The organism is Ralstonia pickettii (assembly GCF_016466415.2).
GTDB classification, from domain to species: domain Bacteria; phylum Pseudomonadota; class Gammaproteobacteria; order Burkholderiales; family Burkholderiaceae; genus Ralstonia; species Ralstonia pickettii.
Map to the genome: position 1 here is coordinate 2,636,420 of NZ_CP066771.1, position 18,159 is coordinate 2,654,578.

Annotated in this window: 18 protein-coding genes; 12 read left to right on the forward strand and 6 right to left on the reverse strand. The window is 64.5% G+C overall.

Features of this window, described 5'->3' with window-relative positions; translation table 11 throughout:
* Nucleotides 1-37 precede the first annotated feature (37 nt).
* The 4 genes from RP6297_RS12470 to mpl all read right to left on the reverse strand — a co-directional run bounded on the left by RP6297_RS12470 (nucleotide 38) and on the right by mpl (nucleotide 4,879).
* The gene (locus tag RP6297_RS12470) at nucleotides 38-2,134 is read right to left on the reverse strand and encodes a ribonuclease catalytic domain-containing protein (protein WP_009241545.1); all 2,097 of its coding nucleotides are present in this window, start codon (nucleotides 2,132-2,134) and stop codon (nucleotides 38-40) included.
* 153 nt (nucleotides 2,135-2,287) lie between these two features.
* Complete coding sequence (locus RP6297_RS12475) at nucleotides 2,288-2,866, reverse strand: chorismate--pyruvate lyase family protein (RefSeq protein ID WP_009241546.1); 579 nt, start codon at nucleotides 2,864-2,866, stop codon at nucleotides 2,288-2,290.
* Complete coding sequence (locus RP6297_RS12480) at nucleotides 2,863-3,486, reverse strand: YqiA/YcfP family alpha/beta fold hydrolase (RefSeq protein ID WP_009277687.1); 624 nt, start codon at nucleotides 3,484-3,486, stop codon at nucleotides 2,863-2,865. Before RP6297_RS12480 ends, RP6297_RS12475 begins: the two co-directional genes overlap by 4 nt.
* Nucleotides 3,487-3,493: 7 nt before the next feature.
* Nucleotides 3,494-4,879 (reverse strand): UDP-N-acetylmuramate:L-alanyl-gamma-D-glutamyl-meso-diaminopimelate ligase, encoded by a 1,386-nt coding sequence (gene mpl / locus RP6297_RS12485; RefSeq protein ID WP_009241548.1) that lies wholly within the window; start codon nucleotides 4,877-4,879, stop codon nucleotides 3,494-3,496.
* A 78-nt stretch (nucleotides 4,880-4,957) separates the two neighbouring features.
* On the opposite strand from mpl, the gene RP6297_RS12490 reads away from it, so the two are divergent.
* The 10 genes from RP6297_RS12490 to RP6297_RS12535 all read left to right on the forward strand — a co-directional run bounded on the left by RP6297_RS12490 (nucleotide 4,958) and on the right by RP6297_RS12535 (nucleotide 13,539).
* Complete coding sequence (locus RP6297_RS12490; protein WP_009241549.1) at nucleotides 4,958-5,632, forward strand: hypothetical protein; 675 nt, start codon at nucleotides 4,958-4,960, stop codon at nucleotides 5,630-5,632.
* Nucleotides 5,633-5,698: 66 nt separating this feature from the next.
* On the forward strand, nucleotides 5,699-6,223 hold the full coding sequence (locus RP6297_RS12495; RefSeq protein ID WP_009241550.1) for a TlpA family protein disulfide reductase: 525 nt from the start codon (nucleotides 5,699-5,701) through the stop codon (nucleotides 6,221-6,223).
* Nucleotides 6,224-6,405: 182 nt separating this feature from the next.
* A complete protein-coding gene (gene aroQ, locus RP6297_RS12500; protein WP_009241551.1) occupies nucleotides 6,406-6,873 on the forward strand; it encodes a type II 3-dehydroquinate dehydratase in 468 nt (155 codons plus the stop codon).
* Nucleotides 6,874-7,015: 142 nt separating this feature from the next.
* Nucleotides 7,016-7,483 carry an acetyl-CoA carboxylase biotin carboxyl carrier protein gene (accB, locus tag RP6297_RS12505; RefSeq protein ID WP_009241552.1) on the forward strand — a complete coding sequence of 156 codons (468 nt, stop codon included), beginning with the start codon at nucleotides 7,016-7,018 and terminating at the stop codon, nucleotides 7,481-7,483.
* Nucleotides 7,484-7,615: 132 nt separating this feature from the next.
* Nucleotides 7,616-8,983, forward strand: coding sequence for an acetyl-CoA carboxylase biotin carboxylase subunit (gene accC, locus RP6297_RS12510; RefSeq protein WP_009241553.1), 1,368 nt, complete (start codon nucleotides 7,616-7,618; stop codon nucleotides 8,981-8,983).
* Complete coding sequence (gene prmA / locus RP6297_RS12515; protein WP_009241554.1) at nucleotides 8,980-9,876, forward strand: 50S ribosomal protein L11 methyltransferase; 897 nt, start codon at nucleotides 8,980-8,982, stop codon at nucleotides 9,874-9,876. Before accC ends, prmA begins: the two co-directional genes overlap by 4 nt.
* Nucleotides 9,877-9,972: 96 nt before the next feature.
* A complete protein-coding gene (locus tag RP6297_RS12520; RefSeq protein ID WP_080725224.1) occupies nucleotides 9,973-11,412 on the forward strand; it encodes a DUF3426 domain-containing protein in 1,440 nt (479 codons plus the stop codon).
* 121 nt (nucleotides 11,413-11,533) lie between these two features.
* Nucleotides 11,534-12,034 carry a thiol peroxidase gene (gene tpx / locus RP6297_RS12525; RefSeq protein ID WP_004632960.1) on the forward strand — a complete coding sequence of 167 codons (501 nt, stop codon included), beginning with the start codon at nucleotides 11,534-11,536 and terminating at the stop codon, nucleotides 12,032-12,034.
* Between the two features lie 92 nt (nucleotides 12,035-12,126).
* Entirely contained in the window at nucleotides 12,127-13,062 is a 936-nt protein-coding gene (locus RP6297_RS12530; RefSeq protein WP_009241556.1) for a carbohydrate kinase family protein, read from the forward strand.
* Nucleotides 13,063-13,071: 9 nt separating this feature from the next.
* Nucleotides 13,072-13,539 (forward strand): outer membrane lipoprotein, encoded by a 468-nt coding sequence (locus tag RP6297_RS12535; protein WP_009241557.1) that lies wholly within the window; start codon nucleotides 13,072-13,074, stop codon nucleotides 13,537-13,539.
* Between the two features lie 251 nt (nucleotides 13,540-13,790).
* Here the strand turns inward: RP6297_RS12535 and RP6297_RS12540 are convergent, their stop codons facing one another.
* Both RP6297_RS12540 and RP6297_RS12545 read right to left on the reverse strand, forming a co-directional pair.
* Nucleotides 13,791-14,321 (reverse strand): histone H1-like DNA-binding protein, encoded by a 531-nt coding sequence (locus RP6297_RS12540; RefSeq protein WP_147214586.1) that lies wholly within the window; start codon nucleotides 14,319-14,321, stop codon nucleotides 13,791-13,793.
* Nucleotides 14,322-15,107: 786 nt separating this feature from the next.
* Nucleotides 15,108-15,854: a hypothetical protein gene (locus RP6297_RS12545; RefSeq protein ID WP_009241560.1), complete on the reverse strand. Its 747-nt coding sequence runs from the start codon at nucleotides 15,852-15,854 to the stop codon at nucleotides 15,108-15,110.
* Between the two features lie 204 nt (nucleotides 15,855-16,058).
* On the opposite strand from RP6297_RS12545, the gene RP6297_RS12550 reads away from it, so the two are divergent.
* Complete coding sequence (locus RP6297_RS12550) at nucleotides 16,059-16,868, forward strand: collagen-like triple helix repeat-containing protein (protein ID WP_009241561.1); 810 nt, start codon at nucleotides 16,059-16,061, stop codon at nucleotides 16,866-16,868.
* A 132-nt stretch (nucleotides 16,869-17,000) separates the two neighbouring features.
* Nucleotides 17,001-18,158: a collagen-like triple helix repeat-containing protein gene (locus RP6297_RS12555; protein WP_009241562.1), complete on the forward strand. Its 1,158-nt coding sequence runs from the start codon at nucleotides 17,001-17,003 to the stop codon at nucleotides 18,156-18,158.
* Nucleotide 18,159: the final 1 nt, after the last annotated feature.

Sequence of the window (18,159 nt, forward strand, 5' to 3'; positions counted from 1 at the left end):
CGATGCGCGAAGAATGAAGGTCAGGCTGGGATTGTAGTTAGGCAGCGGCAGGCGTTCCACCGCTCTCGCCGTCTTGCGGCGGCGGCGCCACAGCCGCGTCGGCTTCTGCGCGAGCCTCTTCCCCATCCGCGGCAGGTTGTGGCTCAGCCGGCACATCAGCCTCAGCCTCTGCCGCGGCCAGTTCTTCTTCAATGGCTTCGGCTTCAGCTTGTGCGCCCGCTTCGGGCGCGAGGATTTCAACCACGCGGCACGACACTTCCAGGCTGATCTCGTCGGTGTCCAGGATATCGAGCACGACGTGCGTGCCGCGTGGCGTTTGCGCCAGTTCCGGCACCTTCGTCACCAGCGGAATGTCGGCGAATCGCACGGCGCCTTCCTTGAGCACCACGGCCTGCATGCGCGTTCGGTTTTCCTGCTGGAGCCAGCGCAGGCACCAATAGCGCTCCATGGTCGACTGGTGGTCGGCATAGGCAGCGTAGGTGGCTTCGAAGTCGGCCACGGCAGCCAGCAGGTCGGCATCCTTGGGCTTGAATGGCGCGATCAGCTTGGCCGTCACGCCATGCTGCGCCACCGCTGCGATCTGCCATTGATTGACCAGATCGACATAGCGACGCAGCGGCGAGGTGCTCCACGCGTACTGCGCCACGCCCAGGCCTTCATGCGGCGCCGGATACGTCTGCATGCGCGTGCGGTGCATGCCCCACGCCTTCTGCGTGCGATAGATGCCCGGTACCCCGGCGTCGGCCAGCATGCGGCCCCACGTGCTGTTGGCGAGGATCATCAGCTCGGCGACGATCTTGTCCAGCGGCGAACCGCGTTTGCGCTGTTCGATCCGCACGCGCTCGCCGCCGCCTTCCGCCTCGGGAATCGGATCGATGTAGAACGAGTAATCGCCCTTCTGCGCGCCCTCCGGCTTGAGGCCGCTGGCGATGCGGGCCTGCTGGCGGCCGTCATACAACGCGCACACAAACGGCCACAGCACCGCCAGCTCAGCCTTGAACGGATAGTCGCCCGAGCCATCGGCGAGTGCTTCGGCGGTGATCACGTCGTCGAGCAGGTTGTGGCGCAGGTTGGCCGCTACGGTCACGGTTTCGCAGCGCGTCTCGCTCGCGGTGACCGCCCACGTTGCACGGTCGACCGTCACATACAGCGACAGCGCTGGGCACGCGCGCCCTTCTTGCAGCGTGTAGCGATCCACCACCGACTCCGGCAGCATCGTGATCTTGTCGCCGGGGAAATACACGGTGGACAAACGCTGGCGCGCAATCACGTCCAGCGGTTCGCCGCGCTGGATGCCGAAGCCCGGCGCGGCAATATGGATGCCGATGCGCACGGTGGCGTCATCAATGGGCGTGACAGAGATGGCGTCGTCGATTTCCGTGGTGGTCACGTCGTCGATCGAAAAGGCGCGCACGTCGGCGGCCGGCAACTCCATCGCCGGCTCCGGCACGGTCACATCCGGGAAGCCGGTGCCTTTCGGGAAGCACTCCGACAAGAAGCGCGCCTCGTGCAGCGCGCGCGCGTTGGCGATGCCGCCGACCGCCACCATCAGGCGCATCGGCGACAGGCCCAGCGCGGTGCACGCCGCATCGAGCGCCTTGTATTCGAGGCTGTTCTTGTCCGGCTTGAACAGCAGCTGCAGCGTCTTGCCGCGGAAGGCCTCGGGCAGGCGCATCGCCTTCAGCTCGGCTTCGTATTCGGCCTGCAGGGCGGCTTGCTGCTTCTTGCGCTCCAAACCTGCAAGCGCGGCCTTCAGCTGGTCTTCGGGCGCGCGCTGATAGCGGCCGCGGCCCTTGCGGCGGAAGTAGATCGGCGAGCCATGCAGCGCGATGGCCAGCGCGGCCTGCTGCGTGGCATTGGCGCCGGCGCCAAAGTATTCGCCGGCCAGGTCGGTAAAGCCGAATTCATCGGCCGAAGCGCATTCCCAGAGGAAATCCAGGTCGATCTCTGCCGACAGCGCCTGGGCGGCCTGCGACAACTCGCCGGCAGACGGCTGCGCGAATTGCAGCAACACGTCGCGCGACTTGACCTTGGTGCGCTTGGCGCTCGGCAACTCGACCTGATAGGCCTCGCCCTGTTGGGACAAGACGGTGCCCGCGCGGATCTCGCCGCCTTCTTCGAACAGCAACTGCATGGATTTGTCTGGATTGCAGCACTCGCCCGTGCGAGCACCGCTTTGAATGAAGTGGAATGGCCGCCCATCCTGACGACATCACGTCAGGCGCGGCGATAAAAAGTTGGGGGCGATGATACCGCACTGGCCGGGCGCCCGGACCGCCAAATACGCTTACCGCGGCGGGTGAAAACCAGCCAGCGCCGGCAGGAAAACCTCTGTCACCAGCATCGCGCTCGCGCCGCGCCGGAACACCGATCGGCGGGCCGGCAATCGGGCCGTGCCGGCAACGGGCGCATCGCCCAGCGCGTCGTGTGCCCGGCGCACCAGCGGGTGGCGCGCGTCCAGCAGAGCGAATTCGAAATCCCCTCGCTGTACACGTGGATCGGCGAACAGGGAGTGCCCCAACGGCTGCGCCCCCAGCGCTTTCAGGAACGGCCAGTCCAGCGCCACACTGCGCGGATGCACGATCGTGTGTGCATAGACCACCGGGATCTCGTCGCAGATCAGCAGGACTTCGCGGACCAGCGTCTCAGCAGGGCCCGACATGCCAAGACAACGCCACTCGTCGCGCAACGGCATCGCGCGCCGCTGGCCGAGCAATTGCACGCGAAAGCGCGACGATGCCGCACGAAGCCTGGCCGTCAGAGAATCGGCGCCTACGGCCCAGCGCGCCCAATGCCGGTCATAGACCACAGCCGGAGGCAACGCGCTGCGCCAGAGGCCGCGCGGGTACGACGGGAAATCGGTCATGCGGCACAGAAAGGGTGGGCCGCCAACAGATCGGCTGGAACGCCGCAGAACACGAGCACTTCGTCCATGTACTGCGCGAAGTCGCTGATGCCGTGGTCGCCACCTTCAATGATGCGGGTGGCCGCGCCAGGAAAGTGATCGAGCATTTCGCGGTAGTCGAGCACCTCGTCACCGGTGGCGGCGAGCAGGTAGTAGCGCTCGGGCTGCGTGATGGCGGGCACGGCCAGCGCGCGCAGCTCATCCAGATGATGCGGCTCGACGCGGATCGTGCCGCCGCCATGCCACAACGGCTGTTCGCCGACGTATTTGGCGAGATCCCGCTCCGGGCGCGTAGCCGGATTGAGCATTGCCGCGCGAAGCCCATGACGCTCTGCCAGCCAAGTGGCATAAAAGCCGCCGAGAGACGAGCCGATGAGCGCCGGCTTAGTGCCGTCACGCGCACTCAGCTCCGCGATCAGCGCATCTGTCTCGGCCATCGCCTCGCGCGGCGAGAGGGGCAGCATCGGGCATACATACTGATTCGCCAGCCCTACGGACGCCATCCGCCTGCCTAGCAACTGCGCTTTGAACGAGCGCGGCGACGAACGAAATCCGTGCAGATAGACGATGGATGCCGGCATTTGGGAGTCAGTTCGCTGTCTCGGCGCGTTCGGCCAAGGCGTCCAGCAGCTTCTGATGTACGCCTCCGAAGCCGCCATTGCTCATGACAAGCACATGGTCGCCCGGGCGGGCGGCAGCCGTCACGGCGTCAACTAGCGCAGTCAAGTCAGAGAACGCTTTCGCGCGCTGGCCCAGAGGGGCCAACGCGCCCGCCAGATCCCACCCGATCGCGTCGCGCCCATTGGCGGCGCCGTAAGCAAAGATTTGGTCCGCTCCGGAGAGGCTGTCCGGAAGCGCCTGTTTCATCACACCCAGTTTCATGGTGTTTGAACGCGGCTCCAGCACAGCCAGAATGCGCCCCTCGCCAACGCGGCGGCGCAAGCCTTCGATGGTCGTGCGAATCGCCGTCGGGTGATGGGCAAAATCGTCGTAGACAGTCACGTCATTCACGGTGCCGCGCACTTCCATGCGCCGTTTCACATTTTCGAAACGGGCCAGGCTTTCAATAGCTTGGGCAGGTGGAACACCGACATGGCGTGCGGCGGCGATGGCCCCCAGAGCATTCATACGATTGTGGTCCCCTTGAAGTGCCCAGCGGACACGGCCTAGCGGTTGTCCGTTGAACACCACGTCGAAGCTATCGTCATCACTGAGGTTTGCGATTTTCCAGCCGGAGCCACCTTCTGCGCCGAACTGCTCGACTTCGGACCAGCATCCGCGCTCAAGTACCCGCTTCAGGCTATCTTCCCGACCATTGACCAGGAGGCGGCCCTGACCGGGCACGGTTCGCACTAGATGATGAAATTGGGTTTCGATCGCGGCAAGATCGGGAAAGATGTCGGCGTGATCGAATTCGAGGTTGTTCAATATGGCTGTACGGGGGCGGTAATGAACGAACTTGCTGCGCTTGTCGAAGAAGGCCGTGTCGTACTCGTCCGCTTCAATCACGAAGAAGTTGGATTCCGTCAGGCGCGCCGACAGCCCGAAGTTACGTGGCACGCCGCCCACCAGGAAGCCCGGGTTGTAGCCGGCATCCTGGAGGACCCATGCGAGCATCGATGTCGTGGTCGTCTTGCCGTGCGTACCTGCTACGGCAAGCACCCACTTCTGGCGTAGTACATTGTCCCCGAGCCATTGAGGACCGGAGATGTAGGGCAAATTGCGATCCAGGATGGCTTCCATCAGAGGGTTGCCACGGGAGATCACGTTGCCGATCACATAGAGATCGGCACCGATGGACAGCTGTTCGGGGTCAAAGCCTTCGATCAGCTCGATGCCTTGCGCTTCGAGCTGGGTGCTCATCGGAGGGTAGACGTTGGCGTCGCAGCCGGTAACGCGGTGGCCAGCCTGACGGGCGATCAGGGCAATGCCGCCCATGAAGGTGCCGCAGATTCCAAGGATGTGGATATGCATGGGAGCCATCTCAACTTCGTTGCGCCGCATTGTACCCGCGGCTTCAGGGCGGCCCGCGCGCTTCAGTAAAATAGAGCCATGTCCAAACGCCCCACCCTCGACCCCGCCCGCGTGCGGGAGGAAATTGCCGTCACCGCCGCCCGCATGATCGCGGAAGACGGCGTTGACTACGCCACCGCTAAACGCAAGGCCGCGCGCCAGGTGCTCGGTACGGAATCCCGCGCGCCCGGCGAATGGTTGCCGGACAACGAACAGGTCGAAACGGAAGTCCGCGAATACCAGGCGCTGTTCCAGGCCGAATCCCAGCCGCGCGTGCTGGCGTTGCTGCGTCGCATTGCACTGGTGCTGATGGAAGGGCTGGCAATCCATAACCCGTACCTCGCGGGCGCGGTCTTCAACGGCACCGCCAGCGAGCACTCCGACATCCACCTGCAGGTCTTCTGCGACAGCCCGAAGGACGTGGCGATCTTCCTGCTCAACGCCGGCGTGGATTTCGAAACGACAGAAAGTGCTCACTTCGCCGGCCGCGACGAAGTGGAAACGCTCAGCTTCCTGTGGCGCGGCCAGTGGCCCGCCGGGCCCGAATCTCGTGAGCTTGCGCGCCAGTTGCGCGCTGAAACGGGCACGCCCGTCGGCGTTCATATCGCCTTATACGACATGAACGATGTGCGCGGCGCGCGGCGCGCAGACGCTACCGGCAAGACCCAACGCGGCGACGCGGCGGCGGTACGCGCCCTGCTGTCGCAGGGGTGATCGGCCGACAGGAGTACAATCCCGCACGCTCCGCCTCTGTCTATATATAGAGACCTCTGCAAAACCATGTCCCGCCGCACCACTCTGACTGCCCTGCTGATGGCCGGCCTGATTGCCGCGGTGACGGGCGTCTATTTCGGGCATCGTGCCACCGAACCCAAAACGCCGGCTGACACTGCCGTCGCCGCGTTTTACAGCAGCAAGCTCCCGGACGCCAATGGCGCCCCACTGGATCTGGCTGCTTTTCGTGGCCAGCCGGTGGTGATCAATTTCTGGGCACCGTGGTGCGGTCCTTGCGTGGAAGAAATGCCAGAACTGTCTGCACTGGCGCAGGAACAGAAGGCCAAGGCAAAGTTCGTCGGCATCGGCATTGACTCGGCGTCCAATATCCAGACGTTCCTGGGCAAGGTGCACGTCACATATCCGATTGCCGTGGCGGGCTTTGGTGGGACGGAACTGGGCCGCCAGCTTGGCAACGAAGTCGGTGGCCTGCCGTTTACCGTGATTCTCAATGCTCAAGGTGAGATCACTTTCCGGAAGATGGGTCGTGTGCATGCGGATGAACTGCGCGAGGCCCTGCAGCGCACGTGAATGTACAAAAACGTCATATGACGCTCATGTGCACGCAACTCCCCTTCTTCTCCGGCAAAAGCATAGGCGGGACGCCCAAGATCGGTGAAAACACCGATTTGTTGAGAGTTTTTCAGCAAAAACTAGACAAAGCATTCTAAGTTGCTGTAAATTGCGCCCAACTTCGCTCAACCGGTCAAACCGTGGCTGATCAATCCATCGCCAAAGCGCTTCGCAACGTGCTCGTGCTGCACGGCCCGAATCTCAATTTGCTGGGAACGCGCGAGCCGGAAGTCTATGGTGCAACCACCCTCGCCGACATCAATGCCGCCTTGGCCGAACGCGCCGCGGCACGCGGCGTGACGCTGGCGCACTTCCAGTCGAACCACGAAGGTGCGTTGGTGGATCGCATTCACGCCGCCAAGAGCGAAGGCATCGAATTCATCATCATCAATCCGGCCGCCTACACGCACACGAGTGTGGCCCTTCGCGATGCGCTGGCCGGCGTGGTGATTCCGTACATCGAAGTGCATCTGTCCAACGTGCATCGTCGTGAGCCGTTCCGCCACCATTCGTATCTCGCGGACCAGGCGGTGGGCGTGATTTGCGGGCTGGGCTGGCGCGGCTATCTGGCGGCGCTGGACTTCGCAATCGACCAATACGGCGGCTGATCAGCCATCTTCTTCCTTTTATTTCAACCACTTAACCAACGCAACGACGCCAGCGCCTGGAGCGCTTTTCACCGATGCGCGGCTGAAGAGCCATTCGCACGCATCCACCGCCCCAGATCGCCGACGCTGCAGGAGAACGTTCATGGATTTGCGCAAGCTGAAAACGCTGATCGACCTGGTGGCCGAATCGGGCATTTCGGAGCTCGAAGTGACCGAAGGCGAAGGCAAGGTCCGCATCGTCAAGTCGGCGCCGCAAGTGATGGCCCCGATGCAATATGCGCCGATGCCGATGCAGGCTGCACCGGCTATGGGAGCACCCGCCGCAGCGGCGCCGGCAGCCGTCGGGGCCGAGGCTGCCGCCCCGGCCCTGCCGGCTGGCCACATCGTGACGTCACCGATGGTCGGCACGTTCTACCGCTCGCCGTCGCCGGGCGCAGCCGAGTTCGTCAAGGTGGGCGACACCGTCAAGGAAGGGCAGACCATCTGCATCATCGAAGCGATGAAGCTGCTCAACGAGATCGAAGCCGACAAGGCCGGCGTCATCAAGGAGATCCTGATCGAGAACGGCCAGGCGGTGGAGTACGGCCAACCGCTGTTCGTGATCGGCTGATCTTCCGGCATCCGACCCTCATCGTGCGGCGCGCAGCGTGCCGCATCCGAGCGCGAGCCGGCGCACAAGGGCTGCCACTGAGCGCGGCCCGGCCACAGCGCCCTCGCCTCTCCTTTTTGTAGCGAGAACACGATGTTCGACAAGATCCTGATCGCGAATCGCGGCGAGATCGCTCTTCGCATCCAGCGCGCCTGCCGCGAACTCGGCATCAAGACCGTGGTGGTCTATTCCGAGGCGGACAAGGAAGCCAAATACGTCAAGCTGGCCGACGAAGCCGTGTGTATCGGCCCGGCACCGTCGCCCCTGTCGTACCTGAATATGCCGGCCATCATCTCGGCCGCCGAGGTGACCGACGCCCAGGCCATCCACCCCGGTTACGGCTTCCTGTCGGAAAACGCCGACTTTGCCGAGCGTGTGGAGCAATCGGGCTTCACTTTCATCGGCCCGACGCCCGAATCGATTCGCCTGATGGGCGACAAGGTTTCGGCCAAGCAGGCGATGATCAAGTCAGGCGTGCCGTGCGTGCCGGGCTCGGAAGGCGCCCTGCCGGAAGACCCGAAGGAAATTCTGGCAACGGCCAAGAAGGTCGGCTATCCGGTGATCATCAAGGCAGCTGGCGGCGGCGGTGGCCGTGGCATGCGCGTGGTGCACACCGAGGCTGCGCTGATCAACGCCGTCAACATGACGCGCGAGGAAGCCGGCCGCGCCTTCGGCAATCCGGAAGTCTATATGGAGAAGTTCCTGGAGCACCCGCGCCACGTGGAAATCCAGGTCCTGGCGGACCAGCACCGCAACGCCGTCTGGCTGGGCGAGCGCGATTGCTCCATGCAGCGCCGCCACCAGAAGGTGATCGAGGAAGCGCCGGCACCGCATATTCCGCGCCGCCTGATCGAACGCATTGGCGACCGCTGCGCCGAGGCCTGCAAGAAGATCGGCTATCGCGGCGCCGGCACGTTCGAGTTCCTGTACGAGAACGGCGAGTTCTACTTCATCGAAATGAACACACGCGTGCAGGTCGAACATCCGGTCACGGAAATGATCACGGGCGTTGACATCGTGCAGGAGCAGATCCGCGTGGCGGCCGGCGAAAAGCTGCGCTTCCGCCAGAAGGACATCACGCTCAAGGGCCACGCCATCGAGTGCCGCATCAACGCGGAAGATCCGTTCAAGTTCACGCCGTCGCCGGGCCGCATCACGTCGTGGCATGTGCCGGGGGGCCCGGGCGTCCGCGTGGATTCGCACGCCTACAACGGCTACTTCGTGCCGCCCAACTACGACTCGATGATCGGCAAGGTCATCACGTACGGCGCCACGCGCGAGCAGGCCATCGCCCGCATGCGCATCGCCCTGTCGGAAATGGTGGTGGAAGGCATCCAGACCAACGTGCCGCTGCACCGCGATCTGATGCTCGACGCCAACTTCGTTGAAGGCGGCACCGACATCCACTACCTGGAGCACCGTCTGGCGCAACAGGAAGTGGCCAAGGGTGGCGGCAAGTGACGTACCGCGAATGCGTGCTCGAAGTGGCGCGTGACGACGCCGAAGCGTTGTCCGAAGCACTGTTTGATCTTGGCGCGCTGTCGGTCTCGGTGGAGGACGCCGATGCCGACACGCCCGAAGAGCAGCCGCTCTTTGGCGAGCCCGGCCACGAACCGACACGCCTGGCGTGGAACCGCTCGCGCGTGGTTGCCCTGCTCGCAGAGGATGCCGATCCGGCATTGCTGGTGGCAGCCGCAGCCAACGAGATCAACCTCTCGCCGTTGCCCGCGTACACGGTGCGCGAAGTCGAAGAGCAGGACTGGGTGCGCGTGACGCAATCGCAGTTCGAGCCGATCCACATTGGTGAGCACATCTGGGTCGTGCCGTCCTGGCACGACGCGCCGGAACCCGACGCCGTGGTACTCGAACTGGACCCCGGCCTCGCGTTCGGCACCGGCAGCCACCCGACCACGCGCCTGTGCATGGAATGGCTGGAGCAGCACGTGCAACCCGGCGAACGCACGCTCGACTACGGTTGCGGCTCGGGCATTCTGGCCATCGTCGCCAAGAAGCTCGGCGCCGGCGAAACCGTCGGTGTCGACATCGATCCGAATGCGGTCGAAGCCTCGCGCTACAACGCCGAGCGCAACCACGTCCAAGCCACGTTTGCCCTGCCCGACGATGCACCGGAAGGCACGTTCGATCTGGTCGTCGCCAACATCCTGTCGAACCCGCTCAAGTTGATGGCAGCCATGCTGTGCGCACGCGTGCGGCCGGGCGGCCGGCTGATTCTGTCGGGCGTGCTAGAGCGCCAGGCCGAAGAAGTTGCCGCTGCGTACGCCTCCGCCATTCCGCTTACCGTGTGGCGCGCACGTGACGGCTGGGTCTGCCTGCATGGTGTGAAGCCGACGTAATTTCACCGCATTGCGCGCCAGTGCCCCCTGCAAAGGTCGACGCTGGCGCCTCTGTCTGCAATACTCGCGCGGTCGGCTTTTTTCTCCTCGTCCCGCATGGCAACTGCGCCACAAGCTGCGCCACGTTTGGCCGCCCGCTGCCCCAACTGTCAAACCGCATTCCGCGTTGTTGCCGATCAGCTTCGGCTGCGCGGCGGGCTGGTCCGTTGCGGCCGCTGCAATCACGTCTTCGATGGCCGCGATCATCTGATCGAGCTTGGCGCCCCGCCCGCGCCTGCAGCGCCGACCGCAGAAGCACCGCAGCCACAGCAATCACCGGAACACGCTGCTCGCATTGCGCCGCTCGCAACGCCCGCCGCCCCTGAACCGGAAACGCCCGCGGCACGGCCTGCCGCAGAAGACGACCACGGCTTCGGCATGACGCTGATCTGGGAAGAAGACATTCCCGAAGAAGGCGTCGCAGAAGTGCATCTGGGGGAAGTTGAAGGCGCAACACCCGCGCCCGATCTGCAATCGACCGCACCCGACACGCGACCGCTGCCGGACGAAGCGCCGATCGAGCGCGCTGCCGAGCCCGTCGCTGAACCGGTGCAGCTGACACGACCTGCAGAACCACCCGCTCCGCCCGCCGATCCATTCCACGGCCTGCCGCCCATCCGCGACCTCGAAGACGAGGAAGACGCGTTCGCCGCCGCCGTGCCCAAGCAGCCGTCGGCGGATCTGCCGGTCGAGCCGGCCATCGTGCCCCCGGCGGCTCCGGTGGTGACGGCGTCTGCACCGGTAGCCGTCGCATCCCTGAAGCCAGTGGCGGAACAGCACGATTCGGTCTGGATGCGCCACGAAACCGATCCGCACACGCTGTTTGCGCCGGTGCCGCGCCGCCAAGGCCACACACGTCGCACGCAAGCCGAGCCCGCCGGCCCGACGCCGCAGCGCACGCTGACTGGCGCGCCGCGTCCGCGCAAGGTGCGGGGGCCGAACCACGGTGTCTCTGCCGCGACGCTTGATTTTTTGCGTGCCGCGCAAGCCCGCGAGCAAACTCGCAAAACGACGGGACGCCGCGCAGTAGCGCGCGTTGCGATCGGCCTGCTCGCGGTGGCGGCCGTGCTGCAACTGCTCTTCCTGGCCCGGGCCGAGATCGCCCGACGTGCGCCGTCCACACGCCCGATGTTGGAAGCCCTGTGCCAGCCGTTGCATTGCACGATTGCGCCACCGCGTGACCTCGATGCATTGCAGATCGAATCGTCGCAACTGCAGCGGCAGGAAGGCGACGCGTCCGACCAGTACGTGCTGACGGCTACGCTGCGCAACCGCGCCGGCGGCCCCATCGCCCTGCCCGCCATCGAACTGGTGACGACCGATCTGCAGGACCAACTGCTCTCGCGCCGCGCGCTGCTGCCCAGCGACTACCTCAACCCGAGCGACAGTGCATACAGCAAGTCAGGGCTGCCCGCCCGCGCCGAGCTACCGATTCGGGTACGATTCCAATCCCAGCGCCCGACGGCCAATTACCGGGTCCTGATTTTCTACCCCTGAGTTTTCACCCCTGGCTTAGAGCCGCTAACAAGATCCTGCCGGCCTGGCGCGCCGACGCGGATGCAAGCACGGTCTTGTTAGCGGCTTTTCCCCAACACGCATCAAAGGAAGGAGTAACACCATGGCAAACGTGACCCTTGGCGGCAACCCGATCGAAGTCGGCGGCCAATTCCCGACCGCGGGCTCGAAGGCCCCGGCATTCACGCTGGTCGGCGCAGACCTCAAAGACGTGTCGCTCGCTGACTTTGCCGGCAAGCGCAAGGTCCTGAACATCGTGCCGAGCCTGGACACCCCGGTGTGCGCCACCTCCACGCGCAAGTTCAACGAAGCCGCTGCCAAGCTGGACAACACGGTCGTGCTGTCCATCTCTGCCGACCTGCCGTTCGCAGCCGGCCGCTTCTGCACCACCGAAGGCATCGCGAATGTGAAGCCGCTGTCGACCTTCCGCGACAAGGGTTTCAAGCAAGCCTACGGCGTCGACATCACGTCGGGCCCGCTGGCTGGCGTGACCGCCCGCGCCGTGGTCGTGCTCGACGCCGACGACACCGTCCTGTACTCGCAACTCGTGCCCGAGATCAAGGACGAGCCGAACTACGACGCGGCCCTTGCTGCGCTGAAGTAAGCTGAACTGATTGCATCGAGACCAGCTTCCGGTCTCTCGTTCATCACACGGCCGTCCACTGGGCGGCCGTGTCATATCTGGAGTGCTTCAATATGGCCAGCGTGATCTGCGGCTCGATTGCCTACGACACCATCATGACGTTCGACGGACACTTCCGCGAACACATCCTGCCCGACAAGATCCACATCCTGAACGTTTCCTTCCTGGTGCCGACCATGCGCCGGGAGTTCGGTGGCTGCGCAGGCAACATCGCCTTCACGCTGAAGATGCTCGGCGGCGAGCCCATCATCATGGGCACGGTCGGCCAGGATGCGGGCCCGTATATGGACTACCTGAACAAGCTCGGTATCTCGACAGCGCATGTCACGGAGGTTCCGGACACGTTCACCGCGCAGGCGATGATCACGACCGACCTCGACAACAACCAGATCACCGCGTTCCACCCCGGCGCGATGAGCCATTCGAGCATCAATTCGGTCAAGAATGCGCTGCCGGCGAGGCTTGGCCTGGTGGGCCCCGACAGCCGCGAAGGCATGCTGCACCACGCCACCCAATTTGCTGAATCCGGCGTGCCTTTTATCTTCGATTTGGGCCAGGCAATGCCGCTGTTTGACGGCGCCGACCTCCGCCACTTCGTTGAACTCGCCAGCTACGTGGTGGTCAATGACTACGAAGCGCAGGTCATGCTGTCACGCACGGGCTACAGTACGGCAGAACTTGCGCAGCGCGTCGAGGCGTACATCGTCACGCGCGGGGAAGAAGGGGCGGAGATTTACGCCGACGGCAAGCAGTACACTATTCCGGCCGTGCCGGCCGAACGTGTGGTCGACCCGACCGGTTGCGGCGACGCGTTCCGCGGCGGCCTGCTCTACGGTATCGAGAACGGCCTGGACTGGGACACCACCGGTCGACTCGCCAGCCTGATGGGCTCGCTCAAGATCGCTTGCCAGGGCCCGCAGAATCACGGCCTGCCCGTCGACGAGATTGCCCGGCGCTTCGAATCCGCTTTCGGGTACCGGTATCAATAAGGAATAGACATGAAACCCATCTATCGCATCGGCGCCGCGACTCTGCTGGTCGCCGCCCTTGGCCTGCAAGGCTGCGCCATGGGCACCAATTCCAACAGCGCTTACACCTCGGGTCAGGCGCAGCGCGAGCAGACCGTGCGCTTCGGTACGGTAGATTCCGTGCGCAATGTCGTGATCGACCGTGAACAGACGGGCGTTGGCACCATTGCCGGGGGCGCGATCGGCGGCATCGGTTCGGCTGCCGCCATCGGCCGCGGCAACGGCTCGGTCGCAGCGGGTGTGCTCGGTGCGATTCTCGGCGGCGTGGCCGGCAGCGCGCTCGAAGGTCAGATGAATAAGCGGCCGGGCCTGGAAATCACCGTCAAGCTCGACAACGGCGAGTACCGTGCGATCACGCAAGACGCGGACGAGGCGTTCCGCCCTGGTGAGCGCGTGCGCCTGCTCTCATCGGGTGGCGTGACGCGCGTCACGCACTGATCGACGATACTCGGCCGATACGCCGAGGGGTTCACCGGAAATACCGCATCGGCATTGCGCCGGTGCGGTTTTTTTTGTTCGCGCGAAACGCAGGCGAGATGCGCGGGCAAGAAAAAGCCCGCCGGGGCGTGAGCCGATCGGCGGGCGGTGCAAGACACCAAGGCCTTGCGGACCGGATACGCGGTATCCGATCAGGAGGGCGCGACCTGCGCGCCGCTGTGGTCCCGGAGGATCACCGTCGTCAGAATGACTTACGGACGGTTGCCGGTCGGGAACGGCCATGCCGCAGCCGGGTTCAGCGCGGTCTTGGCAGCGGGTGCAGCAGGTGCAGCGGCCGGAGCAGCAGCGGGCTTGGCAACAGCCTTCTTGGCCGGAGCCTTCTTCGCAGCAGGCTTGGCAGCGGCCTTCTTGGCAGCCGGGGCCTTCTTGGCGGCAGCCTTCTTCGCAGCAGGCTTAGCAGCAGCCTTCTTGGCAGCCGGAGCCTTCTTGGCTGCAACCTTCTTCACTGCGGCTTTCTTGGCCGGAGCCTTCTTGGCTGCAACCTTCTTCACTGCAGCTTTCTTGGCCGGGGCCTTCTTAGCTGCAACCTTCTTCACTGCGGCCTTCTTGGCGGGGGCCTTCTTGGCAGCGACCTTCTTAGCTGCGACCTTTTTGGCCGGGGCCTTCTTAGCGGCCGGAGCAGCCTTCTTTGCAGCAGCCTTCTTGGCGGCCGGAGCCTTCTTTGCAGCGGCCTTCTTGGCCGGGGCCTTGGCGGCCGGTTTCTTCTTAGCAGCAGTTGCCATGGGAAACTCCTTCAAGATTGGGTATCGAACTATCGAGATTGAGCAACCCGACCGGCCCGATCCCACGATGCATTGGCATCGCCAGACCAACCGAGCGAGCGATTCATCGGCGCGCCACCAGACAGCAGTCGCACGCTAATGAATTCGGTAGAAAGATCTGCGGCTTGCGCGGTGAACACACGCAGCAAGTTGCACGCCCCGGTTGCGCGCACGAGCGCAGCCGCAGTCGGCCAGACAGAATGCATCCGGCGAGTCTTAATCAATTGAGAGGACCGGGGCATCGTGGCCACACCGGTCGAAATCTGATCTTGCGCGAATCGCTGCGTAGACCGCAAAGCCGCCTGCGGCGTGACTTTACGGACAGCGAAAAACTGGAGAGCGCGCGTTTTCTTTTGGGGGTAATACGCCCATCCCGACGGGGGGATCGCAGAGACGGCACCGAGTTCAAACAGCCCTGTCGGCGTGGCGTGCATCAAAGTGGTTACGCTCCTCGACTACCTTTCACTTGCCGCTTGGAACTTCATCGTCGTTGATCGCGCGAAGGTCCCTTGCATCGAAGTCAACGTCTTGTCAAGGCGAATCATAATTCGTTTGCGCAGTGATGTTAAGAGATTTATGCAAAAAGCGCGGTGAGTTTTGGTGAAGGATTGCGCTGCGTCTGTGCATCGCTGCGATTCGCATCGCGCATGCGCGCAGATCGATGTCGAGAAGGCGCATTTTCTTGCGTCGTAACATCACGTTGCGGCGTTGCTCCACGTTGACACGTGTGTCCCGCAAACCCAATGGTTATGCCGGTTTACAGCAACACACGATGTTGCGCGCGCGCCCCTCATGATCAGATGCACGTGCATCGCGCGCGTTCGCCGACATCGTGCGCGACGACGCGCGCTCTGCGCGATGCGTGTCGAAAAAAACGATGCGTAGATGCGACAGCGCGTGCGAATTTTTCGCGCTCAACACGTCGATGCGCACGCGATCGGTGCGATCGACGCGTGCATATCGACGTGCGGAGCATGTCGTTCGACGCTGCCGATACATCGCGCTCACCTTCGATCGGTACCGTGCGATATCGATGCGATTGCGAAGACCAACAGCATGCGTGCAGCTCCCGCAAATCGCGTGCCGCTCATCCGGTGCGAGCGGATTGCGATGGAGCAGAAGCATCGCTGCGTGCGTGAGCGCGACTCGGATCCGCGTGTGCCGGATTGATGTCGACGCGCGACGCCGACCTCGGATCGTGACGATGCCGATCTGCGTGCGAGCACGACATCGAAAAGCGCGACTCGCTCCACGCTTCTCGCGATGGGCCATCCCGGGAAAACCCTGCTCAGCCCCTCGCTGAAAAGTGCATGCGATCGCGTTTGAAACGACGCTGTTTTGCGACGATAGAAGGATTGTTCTACGGCAATCTAGAGCCCAGTTTTGCTGCGGCCCATCGCCCGAAAAATGGCTTGCGTTGGCGTTTTTTTCCGGACCGATTGCACAAATTGCTGCGAGCGCAAATCCGGGTGTCAGGTTGGCGCTGATTGTCATGCCATTCGGTTTCACTCCACGATCCGCTCACCACACCAGCACGGCATCGATCGCGCGGTGTGGCACGGGCCTGCGCGTGGCACGTGAGAAGACAGGGAGGTCGTCGCCAACCCCACATGGCTGACGACGACAAACCCGACGAGCAAAGAGCGCAAGACAGAAGGGGTCCAACGAGCGTTCTGTTCTGAGTAGTGGAGGCACAAGATGCGCGATCGAGCGTTCTTGTCGAAATCGAATCCGCCGAAGCGCGGAGTATTCCTGCGGTGCGTGCTGGCGACGGCATCGTTCGCCATGGTGGCCGGTTGCGCGAATTCGGGCAGCGGCGACATGGGAGCGTCGCTTGGCGGCGGCAGCAATTCGCAATCCAAGCCGGCGATCACTGCATCGACATCGCCCACGTGGTCGAACAACAACGGCAGCAATGCGACGGGTGGCACCGGGTCGACCGGCAGCACGCCCATCGCGACGCTGACCGGCCCTGTCGAGCAGGTGACGACGACCACCATCACCGCCATCGTGCCGCTCACCAGCACGCTGACTTCCGCCACGCAAACGCTGGGCGCTGCCACTGGGCTGGGCGCACCTGTGAGCAACGTGCTGGCGACGCTGGGCGGCGCGCTTGGCAGCGAGGGCCGCACGATTTCGACGGCCGGCAAGGGTGACGGGCTGGTGTCGACGTTGGGCAACACGGTGGGTGCGCTCGGTTCGCTCACCACCGGGTTGTCGACGGTGGTCTCGCCGACGGCGCCGTCTGCAGCAGGCAGTGCGTCGGGTGGTGCGCCGGGTAGTGCGCTGACCGGCGCCCTCGGTGGTGTGCTTGCGCCGGTCACGACGGCAGTCGGTTCGCTGACTGCGGGATTGCCGGGTGCTGGCGCGTTCGGCTCGGTTGGCGCGGTCAGCAGCGGCGGTACGGCTGCGACGGGTCCACTGGGCGGATTGAGCGGCGTCGGCACGACGGTTGGCGGGTTGGTTGGCGGTGTGCTGTCGGGTGTGGCATCCGGCGCGCATCACTAGCCACCGCTCTGTAAAACTTTCTTTGCATTCGACGGCAAACGCAGGCGGATGCTACCCGCTGGACGTCAGATGCGCGTTCTTCTGACCCGGCGGTGACACGCGGTACGGGCCGCGCTTACAAGGAGACTCACCATGAAGATTCAGAACCCGCTCCACACTTCTTCTTCCACTTCGTTGTCCGCCACTTCGGCGTCGCGCACGCTGCTGGCAGCGGCTGCGGTGGCCGTGCTGACGCTGGCCGGTTGTGCTTCGGGCGGCAACCCGAACGGCGACACGACGCCGTCATCGTCGGCCAACAACAATCCGGGCGCGGTGCCGGTCGGCAACGTCGCCGGCGGCGGCGGCAACGTCGTCGCGCAGACGGGCAAGACCGTCAGCGACCTTGGCACGACCATCGGCACGGCGCCGGTGCCTGTCATCGGCGGCACGGCAGCGCAGAAGGATCTGGGCGCGACGGTCACCTCCGCGGGCAACACGGTCCAGACATTGGGCGGCGGTATCAGCAATGGGCTCGGCAAGATCGGCTCGACGCCCGACCCGGTCGGCACCACGGTGCAGAGTTCGGGTGACGTGATCCGCTCCGCCGGGGTAACGGTCGGCAACGCGGGGCAGACCGTCTCGGATCTGGGTGCCGCCGGCAGCCCGCTGGCGCCGCTGAATCCGGTGACGTCGCCGGTGGGCAGCGGTGTGTCGGCGCTGGGTCAGGTGATGCAGGGTGCTGGCGGGCTCGTCACGATTGGCACGTCGAGCGGCCCGGTGCAACAGATCACGCAGCAGACGAGCAACGCGATCGTGCCACTGTCGTCGCAGCTCGTGAACGGCACGCAGACGGTCGGCAGCACGACGATGCTCGGCGGTCCGCTGGCCGGCGCGCTAAACACGGTTGGCGGTGGCCTTCAGAGCGCTGGCGCGCAAGTCGGCGCGGCCGGCGGCAACCCGCTCACGCGTGACGTGGGCGGTGTGGTCGGCGCCGCTGGCGGCACGGTGGCCAGCGCCGGCGGATTGATCAACGGCGGCAGCGGCGGCTCGGCGAATCCGTTGGCACCGATCACGGGCGCGCTCGGTGGCGGCCTCGGCGGTGGCAGCAACCCGCTCGCCCCGGTGACGGGCGCGCTGTCGGGCGGCGGCAGCAATCCGCTGGCGCCGGTAACGGGCGCACTGACCGGCGCTGCCGGCAGCGGCAACCCGCTCGCCCCAATCACGAATGCGCTGGGTGGCGTCACGAACGCCGCCGGCGGCTCCGGCAGCAATCCGCTGTCACCCCTGACCGGTGCGTTGAGCGCGCATTGAT

Bases quoted from the DNA above. Each gene is read 5' to 3' on its own strand.
- RP6297_RS12470 (WP_009241545.1), bottom strand. From the start codon at position 2,134: ATGCAGTTGCTGTTCGAAGAAGGCGGCGAGATCCGCGCGGGCACCGTC.
- RP6297_RS12475 (WP_009241546.1), bottom strand. From the start codon at position 2,866: ATGACCGATTTCCCGTCGTACCCGCGCGGCCTCTGGCGCAGCGCGTTG.
- RP6297_RS12480 (WP_009277687.1), bottom strand. From the start codon at position 3,486: ATGCCGGCATCCATCGTCTATCTGCACGGATTTCGTTCGTCGCCGCGC.
- mpl (WP_009241548.1), bottom strand. From the start codon at position 4,879: ATGCATATCCACATCCTTGGAATCTGCGGCACCTTCATGGGCGGCATT.
- RP6297_RS12490 (WP_009241549.1), top strand. From the start codon at position 4,958: ATGTCCAAACGCCCCACCCTCGACCCCGCCCGCGTGCGGGAGGAAATT.
- RP6297_RS12495 (WP_009241550.1), top strand. From the start codon at position 5,699: ATGTCCCGCCGCACCACTCTGACTGCCCTGCTGATGGCCGGCCTGATT.
- accB (WP_009241552.1), top strand. From the start codon at position 7,016: ATGGATTTGCGCAAGCTGAAAACGCTGATCGACCTGGTGGCCGAATCG.
- accC (WP_009241553.1), top strand. From the start codon at position 7,616: ATGTTCGACAAGATCCTGATCGCGAATCGCGGCGAGATCGCTCTTCGC.
- RP6297_RS12520 (WP_080725224.1), top strand. From the start codon at position 9,973: ATGGCAACTGCGCCACAAGCTGCGCCACGTTTGGCCGCCCGCTGCCCC.
- tpx (WP_004632960.1), top strand. From the start codon at position 11,534: ATGGCAAACGTGACCCTTGGCGGCAACCCGATCGAAGTCGGCGGCCAA.
- RP6297_RS12530 (WP_009241556.1), top strand. From the start codon at position 12,127: ATGGCCAGCGTGATCTGCGGCTCGATTGCCTACGACACCATCATGACG.
- RP6297_RS12535 (WP_009241557.1), top strand. From the start codon at position 13,072: ATGAAACCCATCTATCGCATCGGCGCCGCGACTCTGCTGGTCGCCGCC.
- RP6297_RS12540 (WP_147214586.1), bottom strand. From the start codon at position 14,321: ATGGCAACTGCTGCTAAGAAGAAACCGGCCGCCAAGGCCCCGGCCAAG.
- RP6297_RS12545 (WP_009241560.1), bottom strand. From the start codon at position 15,854: ATGACAATCAGCGCCAACCTGACACCCGGATTTGCGCTCGCAGCAATT.
- RP6297_RS12550 (WP_009241561.1), top strand. From the start codon at position 16,059: ATGCGCGATCGAGCGTTCTTGTCGAAATCGAATCCGCCGAAGCGCGGA.
- RP6297_RS12555 (WP_009241562.1), top strand. From the start codon at position 17,001: ATGAAGATTCAGAACCCGCTCCACACTTCTTCTTCCACTTCGTTGTCC.